The sequence below is a fragment of the Frankia gtarii genome, assembly GCF_025403375.1.
Taxonomy (GTDB): domain Bacteria; phylum Actinomycetota; class Actinomycetes; order Frankiales; family Frankiaceae; genus Frankia; species Frankia gtarii.
In genome coordinates, this window is record NZ_JAMPTM010000281.1 from 1 (window position 1) to 8472 (window position 8472).

6 protein-coding genes are annotated in these 8472 nt (G+C 72.7%); 2 read left to right on the forward strand and 4 right to left on the reverse strand.

From position 1 onward, the window contains the following. Positions 1-46: 46 nt before the first annotated feature. Together NBZ83_RS26925 and NBZ83_RS26930 are read right to left on the reverse strand one after the other, a co-directional pair. Positions 47-1417, reverse strand: coding sequence for an amidohydrolase family protein (locus NBZ83_RS26925; RefSeq protein ID WP_261569725.1), 1371 nt, complete (start codon positions 1415-1417; stop codon positions 47-49). Between the two features lie 106 nt (positions 1418-1523). Next, the gene (locus tag NBZ83_RS26930) at positions 1524-2294 is read right to left on the reverse strand and encodes an ABC transporter ATP-binding protein (protein WP_261569728.1); all 771 of its coding nucleotides are present in this window, start codon (positions 2292-2294) and stop codon (positions 1524-1526) included. Positions 2295-2524: 230 nt separating this feature from the next. Here NBZ83_RS26930 and NBZ83_RS26935 point away from each other — a divergent pair, with 230 nt between their 5' ends. Further along, entirely contained in the window at positions 2525-4603 is a 2079-nt protein-coding gene (locus tag NBZ83_RS26935; protein ID WP_261569729.1) for an alpha/beta hydrolase family protein, read from the forward strand. A 105-nt stretch (positions 4604-4708) separates the two neighbouring features. Here the strand turns inward: NBZ83_RS26935 and NBZ83_RS26940 are convergent, their stop codons facing one another. Both NBZ83_RS26940 and NBZ83_RS26945 read right to left on the reverse strand, forming a co-directional pair. Continuing rightward, positions 4709-5539: an SDR family NAD(P)-dependent oxidoreductase gene (locus NBZ83_RS26940; RefSeq protein WP_261569730.1), complete on the reverse strand. Its 831-nt coding sequence runs from the start codon at positions 5537-5539 to the stop codon at positions 4709-4711. A gap of 51 nt (positions 5540-5590) precedes the next feature. Then, positions 5591-6436: an SDR family NAD(P)-dependent oxidoreductase gene (locus tag NBZ83_RS26945; RefSeq protein ID WP_261576037.1), complete on the reverse strand. Its 846-nt coding sequence runs from the start codon at positions 6434-6436 to the stop codon at positions 5591-5593. Between the two features lie 336 nt (positions 6437-6772). On the opposite strand from NBZ83_RS26945, the gene NBZ83_RS26950 reads away from it, so the two are divergent. Further along, positions 6773-8368 (forward strand): carboxylesterase/lipase family protein, encoded by a 1596-nt coding sequence (locus tag NBZ83_RS26950; protein WP_261576038.1) that lies wholly within the window; start codon positions 6773-6775, stop codon positions 8366-8368. Positions 8369-8472 lie beyond the last annotated feature (104 nt).

Below are 8472 nucleotides of genomic sequence, written 5' to 3' on the forward strand. Positions count from 1 at the left end.
GGGCAGGGATGCGGGGCAGGGAGCGCGACCGGGGCGGCCGAGGTGGTCAGCCGCCGGGAGTGAGAGCAACGAGGTCGTCGTCCCAGGCGTGGTCCACGGCGGCCAGGTCGACGTCCTCGACTGGTCGGGCGTACCCGGAGCGCTTGTGGAAGTGCGCGAGCAGACGCGGGTCGACCTCGTGCTCGCCGAGCACCTCCGCGGGCCGCGGGCCGACGCGGGCGGCCGCGCGGGCCAGCGCCGCCCGGTCGAGGCCGTAGACGTCGATGGCGTTCTCACCGAGGATCGCCCGGGCCTCCCCCTCGGGCACGCCGGCGAAGGCGGCGCGGATCCAGTCGCGGGTGTTGGGCCAGGTCCCCTCCGGGTGCGGGAAGTCCACGCCGAACAGCAGCCGCCCCACGCCGATCTCGTGGCGCATCTCGATCTCGGCGCGGTGCGGCGAGGAGGGGATCACCACGCAGTGCAGGCGGAAGTACTCGCTCGGCGTCCGCTTCAGCGCTCCGCCTGGGCGGGCGGCGCGCTCGTCGAGGCGGCGCAGGGTCGCGGGCAGCCAGTCGGCCCGCACCTCGGTCAGGGCCAGGCGCAGCTCCGGGAAGCGGTCGAACACCCCGCCCAGCATGAGCTGCCACATGGCCCGACGCGGCCCCAGGTCGAGCCGCAGGGGGGAGTCGGCGCCGGCGTCCAGCCGCTCCCGCAACCGCTGCTGCAGGTTCAGGTCGATCTCGCCGGAGCCGCCCATCGCCTGGTGCACCTGCCGCAGGAACGCCTGGAACTGGCCCTGAACCCCGCCCCAGCCGGCGTGCACGGTCACCACCAGCCCGAGGCGGGCGCAGGCCGCCCAGAACGGGTCGTAGTACGGGCTGTGCAGCGGCGGCAGCGCGGGGTCGGCGACCATGCCGGGCAGCAGGACGCCGACGAATCCGTGCTCGGCCACCCACTCCAGCTCGGCGACGGTCGCCGCCATGTCCAGGCACGGCCCCGCCTCGGCGACGCCGTAGAACCGGCCGGGAGCGGTGGTCATCGCGTCCGCCAGCCAGCGGTGGTAGGCCCGGGTTCCGGCCGCGCGCAGCCGCGGCGGATAGGGATTGTTCACGACGCCGAAGAACGGCAGCGTGCACATCTGATGGCCCGACAGCAGCAGCTCGCCGGCGATGCCCTCGGCGTCGAGCTCGCGCACCCGCCGCTCCAGGTCGAACGCGCCGAGTTCGCCGCCGGTGCGGATGGCCTCCCGGCCGTCGATCACCTTGAGCGTCTCCTCTGACGAGCCCCCGGCGGTGATCACGACGGACAGCCACTCGTCGTTCTCCGCGCTCAGGCGGTCGAGGTCGCCGAGGAACTCCGGCTCGATGTAGTCGTGGTAGGCCTGCGGCGGGGCTCCGGTGTGACCGTCGGCGGAGACGAGGATCAGTTGCTGTCCCATGTGACTCACCTCATAGATCGAGTCCGCTCACCCTGCCCTGACCGCACCGCGGTGTCAACAGCGTTCACCTCACTAAAGTGCCAGGCCCGCCGTCGGGCAAGGAGGGTCAGCCGGTCGCCAGCTCGGCGTTCGACAGGTAGGTCCGCTCGATCTCGCCGATGCGTCCGCGCAGCTCACGGGCCTCGCCCTCCAGCACCACCCGCCCGTGGCTGAGCACATACGCGCGGTCCGCGACCTCGAGGGCGTCCCGGACGTGCTGTTCGACCAGGAGCACCGCCCCGCCCCGGTCCGCGGCCGCGCGCACGGCCAGCAGCAGGCGTTCGAGGACCAGGGGCGCGAGCCCGAGCGAGAGCTCGTCGGCGAGCAGCACCCGGGGGTCGGCCGCGAGCGCGCGTGCCAGGGTGAGCATCTGCTGCTCGCCACCGGAGAGCAGGCCCGCCCGGCGGGGCAGCAGCGGCGCCAGCTCCGGGAACAGCTCCAGGCACCGCTCGCGATCGCCCCCGCCCAGACGCAGGTTGTCGGCGACGGACAGCTCCATGAACACCGACCGCTCCTCGGTGATGTAGCGCAACCCGCCGCGGGCGCGCCGGTGCAGCGGCGCGGTCGTGCGGCGTCCGTCGAACAGCACCTCGCCGCGCAGGGGCCGCAGCTCCCCCGCCAGGGCCCGGACCGTGGTCGTCTTGCCCGCGCCGTTGACCCCGAGCAGCGCCACGACCTCCCCGGGCCGCAGCACCAGATTCAGGTCGTGCACCACGGGGGTGGGTCCGTAGCCGACCGACAGGTCGCGGATTTCCAGCCGTGCCTGCGGGGCCCGATCGGACGATAAGAGGGTGTCCCCGCCCTGCCGGGATGCCGGGTTACCGGAAGTGTTCGTCATGCGAGGACGGTACCGCCCGGACGTCCCATGTCCACGGCCTTCCGGTGACCTCCCTACGCATTCCCAGCGAGCTCGTCGGTGCCCGTCCGAACCAGCCACCCGGAGGGGGTGAACGCTGTTGACTCGACGGCCACCACGGTCGTACGCTGCGCCCACCACCGGCCGCCCGGCGGCGGCATCGGTCGGCATTCCCCAGTACCCCACCAAACGCGTGGAGGATGACTGCTGTCATGGACGTGGACGGAAAGATCGCGGTAGCCACCTACATTCCCACCGACACATTCTTCGGCGCTCCCTACATCGACTCGGACGAGTGGCGCGAAAGCCCCTTACCCCACCGCCACGTGCACGGCGGTTTCAAGGACACCGACACCCGCTTCACCTTCTACTTCCCCACCGAGGACTCCTACGACGGCCGCCTGTTCCACCCGCTCGAAGGCGCCCACGCGGGCCATGAGGACGCCTTCGGCGGCCCGATGGGCGACGTGATCGGCGGCCTGGTCCTCATCTCCCGACTCGGCGGCTACATGATCGAGTCGAACTCCGGCCACATCGGCGACGACATCGACCCCCGCGGCGGCGACGACCCCACCCTCTACGGCCATCGCGCCAGCGTCGAGACCGCGCGGTTCTCCAAGCACGTCGCCGCCCAGGTCTACGGAGCCCCGCCCCACCACGCCTACGTCTGGGGCGGCAGCGGCGGCGGGCGGCGCTCGCCGCTGTGCCTGGAGTACGGCACCGGCGTCTACGACGGCGCGCTGCCGTTCATGGGCGGCGGCGAGATCGCCGCGCACGGCGTCACCACGCTCATGAAGGGCGCCCAGGTGATGGCCTTCGCGTCCATGTTCAACGTGCAGCGCCTGCTGCGCCGCCAGGCCGCCGGGGTCATCGACGCGATGCGGCCGGGCGGCAGCGGCGACCCCTACGCCGGGCTGACCACGCACCAGCGCGAGGAGCTCGCCAACCTCTACCAGCTCGGCTACCCCCGCGGCGACGAGTTCATGATCTTCTCGCCGATGGGGCAGATCTGGCTGTGGTCGTCCATCGCCGACCGGCTCGCCACCGAGGACGCCGAGTACTTCACGGCCTTCTGGACGCAGCCCGGGTACGTCGGTCACGACGCGCCGGACGCCCTGGCCGACGACATCCTCGACGTGACCACGACGGTGAGCCGAGTGGTCACCGGACGCGAGCTGCTGACCGACCCCGCCTACGCCGGGCCGGAATACGGCGGCCTGCGGGTGATGGCGTCGCTGATGAGCGCGGGGCCCGATCTGCCCATGGCGATCGAGGTCGAGGGCCTCGGCGACGGCTACCGCCTCGGCGCCGGCCTACAGCTGGTCAGCGGGAAGGCCAAGGGGCGCCAGCTCTACTGCATGGGCCACGCCGGCAACCTGCTCAGCGCCGACGGCGTCGCCGAAGCCAACCTGCTGCGCTTCCGCGACGTCGAGGTCGGCGACGAGATCCACGTCGACAACCGCCGGTTCCTGGCGTTCTGCTACTACTACCGCCACCACCTGATGGACGAGCCGGCGTTCGACTTCCTGCGCCCCGACGGCCGCCCGATCTACCCGCAGAGCCGGGTGCCCACGATGTCGCCGCTGATGGGCGTGGCCTACTCGGGCCAGTACGAGGGGAAGCTGCTGTGGGTGCACCACACCCACGACGCCTCGCTGTGGCCGCCACAGGGCCTGGTTTACGAGGCGGCGGTGCGCGCCGTGCGGGGCCCCGAGGCCGCCGCCGAGCGGTTCCGCCTGCGCTGGACCGAGAACGCCGAGCACATCCCGCCGGCGTACCTGCCCTCGGCGCCGGACCGGGCCACCTCGACGTGGCTCATCGACTACCTGCCCGTCATCGAGCAGAGCCTGCTCGACCTGGTCGCCTGGGTGGAGCAGGGGATCGAGCCCGCCGGGTCGCACTACGAGTTCCGCGACGGGCGGGTCGTGCTGCCGGCGACCGCGACCGAGCGCGGCGGCATCCAGCCGGTGGTCTCGGCGACGGTGGACGGCGGCGAGCGGGCCGAGGTGCCGGCGGGCACGGCGGTGACGCTGCGGGTGGACGCCGAGGTGCCGCCGGGGGCGGGCACGATCGTCGCGGTCGAGTGGGACCTCGACGGCTCGGGTGCGTTCGCCGACCCGGCCGACGTCATCGGCACCCCCACCGCCGTGAGCCTGACCAGGACGCACGCGTACCCCACGCCGGGCACCCGGTTCGCGACCGCCCGGGTGTGGTCGCACCGGGACGGCGACCGCGACGCCGTGCACCGCCGCATCCCGAACGTGGCCTCCGTGCGGATCGTGGTCACCTGACCCGCATCACCCCAGCCCGTCGCGGGGCCAGCAGCGCACCGGCGCGCCAGCTGGCCCCGCGACGCGTCCGTGCGGGCTACCCTCCCGGCGTCAGCTCTCCCGGCGTCAGCGGCCGCCGAAGTCCGCCCGGACCGCGGTTGTGATCTCGGAGTAGCGCCCCAGGCTCACCGCGTCGGCGCCGCCGTCGACCGGCAGGACCACCCCGTTGACGAACCGGGACAGGTCGCTGGCCAGGAACACCACCGCGGCGGCGATGTCCTCGGGCTGCCCGACCCGGCCGGCCGGCTGCTCGTCGCGCAGCGCCTCGGCGAGGTGTTCCATGAAGGCCGGTCGGCGGTCCCGGGCGATGCCCACGCCCATCACCGGCGTCATCGTGATGCCGGGGCAGATCGCGTTGGAGCGGATGCCGTGCCGGCCGAGCTCGGCCGCGGCGTGGCGCACCACGCCGATGACGGCATGCTTGCCGATCGTGTAGCTCGGCTGGCCCAGGCCGCCGCGCAGGCCCGAACCGCTGCTCGTGGTGATGATCGAGCCGCCGCGGCCCTGCTCGATGAACACCCGGGCGGCATGCCGGTGGCCGGAGACGGCCGAGCCGACGATGAGGCGCAGCGACCGGTCGAGCCCGTCCGGCCCGAGATCGACGAACCCGGCCTGGTCGCCGGCGCCGCTGGCGTTGTTGAACATGATGTCCAGGCCGCCGAAGTGCCGCACCGCGGTGTCGACCAGGTTGGCAACCTGGTCGTCGTCGGAGACGTCCGTGTGGACGTAGATCGCGGCGTCACCGAGCCGCTCGGCGGCGGCCCGGCCGCGCTCGTCCTGGATGTCGCCGATGACCACGTGCGCGCCCTCGGCGACGAACGCCTCGACGCTGGCCAGGCCGATGCCACTGCTGCCGCCGGTGACAATCGCCGTCTTGCCCACCAGGTTGTCCGGCATCGCCGTTTCCTTCCGATCCGTCCTATGCGCGGGGTTGCGAGTACGACCGGATCAGCGCAGCAGAATCTGGCCGCCGTCGAGCATGAGCGTCGCCCCGGTCAGGTACTGCATGTCGTCGCTGACCAGGCCGACGATCGCCCGGCCGATGTCGGCGTAGGGGTCACCGAGCCGGCGCAGCGGGGTCTGGCGGCGTTGCGCCTCCCAACGCTCGGGGCTCTGTTTCATGTACTCCTCGGCCGCCGGCGACCAGGCCGCCGGGCAGACCTGGTTCACCCGGATCCCGTAGCGGCCCCACTCGATGGCGGTGACCTTCGTCAGGCCGCCGATGGCCTCCTTCGCCATCGCGTACCCGAGCAGGCCGGGCGCGCCGCGTACGCCGATCCCCGACCCGAAGTTGACGACCGCGCCGTGGCCGGAGTCCCGCAACGCCTCGAAGCAGGCCTGCATCATGTGCACGCTGCCCAGCGGGCCTGTCTCGAAGGATTCGAGAAGCTGGGCGTCGGTGGCGTCGACGGTGGGGACACGGACGGTGTTGTTCCCGCCCTGGGCGTTGTTGATGAGGATGTCGACCGCGCCGAACGCCGCCAGCGTCGCCTCGACCGCGGCCTGCGCATCGGCCCGTTCGGCCACGTCACAGCGCAGCGCCAGCACCCGAGCGCCTTTGCCGGACAGCTCCTCGGCGGCGGCGATCACCTTCGACTCGGTGCGGCCGAGCAGGGCCACCGCGGCGCCCTCGTCGGCCAGCGCCTCGGCGATCCCCCGGCCCAGGCCCTGGCCCGCACCGGTGACGACGGCGACCCGCCCGGCGAGCCGCCCGGTCTGATCCGGGGCCGGACGGGGTGCCGAGGACGGCTCGGCGGCCGGGGACGCGGTGGATCCCGCGGTAGGCGTGGCCACGCCGTCAGGCCGCCGTCGCCGCGGCGCGGGCTAACGGTGCGGAGCGGGCTAACGGTGCGGAATCGACGTTCCCGGACAGCTCGCTCGCGCCCATCAGCAGCTCCGTCCCCTGTTGCCTTCGGGCCCAGCCTCGCGACGGCACCCATGACCCCGCCCGGTACCCGTGGCCCGTGTGCGGGTACCGGGCAGCGTTTCAGAGTGACCTCGACCACGTCAACCGGTCGCGACCGGGGCCGGTGAACGCTGTTGACACACCTTCGGCCGGCGCCTAATTTTCGGTGCATCGAGTTACTTCACTCGCGCCCTCGAACGGGCCCACGCAGGAAAGGAACGATCATGCCGGATATCGTCATCGAAACGTCGAACGGCCGGATTCGCGGCACGACGACACCATCGGGCGTGCACATTTTCAAGGGAATTCCGTACGGCGGATCCGTCGCCGGCGCGAACCGATTCCAACCGGCCCGCCCGCCCGAGCCGTGGACGGGTGTTCGCGACGCCTTAGCCTATGGCCCGACCGCGCCGCAGGCGCGCCCGGCCGAGGCGGGCGGCACCGGCGCGGACGATCCCGCCTCGGCCGCGCGGATGGCACCGTTCCTCGCGTTCCTGCACGGCCTGGCCGGGGACGAACCGGCCCAGGACGAGGACTGCCTGGTGCTCAACGTCTGGACCGGCGGCGTCGACCAGCAGCGCGCCCGCGCCGTGCTGGTGTGGCTGCACGGCGGCGCCTTCAGCACGGGCTCGGGCTCCTGGCCGCTCTACGACGGCACTGCCCTGGCCGCCCGGGGCGACGCCGTGGTCGTCACGATCAACCATCGGCTGGGACCGCTCGGCTTCCTGCACCTCGGCGAGCTGGCCGGGGACCGCTACCGCGACGCGGGCAACGCCGGCATGCTCGACATCGTGCTCGCCCTGCGATGGGTGCGCGACAACATCGCCGGATTCGGCGGCGACCCGAACCGGGTGCTGCTGTTCGGCGACTCGGGCGGCGCGTCGAAAACCTCCATCCTGCTGGGCATGCCGGCGGCGAAGGGCCTGTTCCAGCGGGCGGCGGTGATGAGCGGCCCGCTGATCCGCTCCTGCCCGGCGGACGTGGCGACCGCGAACGCCGAGGAGCTGCTCGGCCGGCTCGGGATCGCCCCGGCGGACATCGCGAAGCTGCACGACGTGCCGGCCGAACTGCTGATCGAGGAGGCGGAGGCGACCGGGGTGCCGATCGCCTCCGGGCTCGCCGGGGCGGCCGGCAGCGAGCAGTTCATGCCCTTCCAAGCGGTCGTCGACGGCCGGGTCCTGCCCGCCCATCCGATGGATCCGCAGGCCTCGCCGCTGGGCGCCGACGTCCCCGTCCTCGTCGGGTCGACCCAGGACGACATGAAGATGATCATGCTGGGAATGCCGTGGTTCGGCTCCCTCGACGACGCCGGCCTGGCCGCGCTGGCCGGCGGCATGTTCGGCGCCGCCGGGCCGGAGTTCGTACGCGCCTACCGCGCGGAGCGGCCGGACGCGACGCCGAGCGAGCTGGCGTGCGCGTTCGTGACCGACCGGGTGATGTGGTGGGGCGGGATCGACTGGGCCCAACGGAAGATCGCCGCAGCCGGCGCCCCGGTGTACGTCTACCGTTTCGATTTCGCCACGCCCGCCCTCGGCGGAATTCTCGGGGCCACCCACGGCGGCGAGATCCCGTTTGTGTTCGACAATTATCCGCTCACCCCGATGGCCGGCGACCGGCCCGAGAATGCGAGTGTGGCCCGCGCGGTCAGCGAGGCGTTCGTGCGTTTCGCTCAGGAGGGCGATCCGAACCATCCCGGATTACCCACCTGGTCGCCGTATACGCTCGACCGGCGCGCCACCATGATCTTCGATGCCGAGTCCCGCATCGAGGATGATCCCCGCCCGGCGATCCGCGAGCTCCACACCCGCGGGACGGGCTGACCGGCTGGCCGGCTGACCATGGGCAGACGGCCACGCCATCCACCCCCGCGAGCGGCGGGAGATCGACGGTCGACGGCCAGGAGGATCGGGGGCCGGGAGGATCG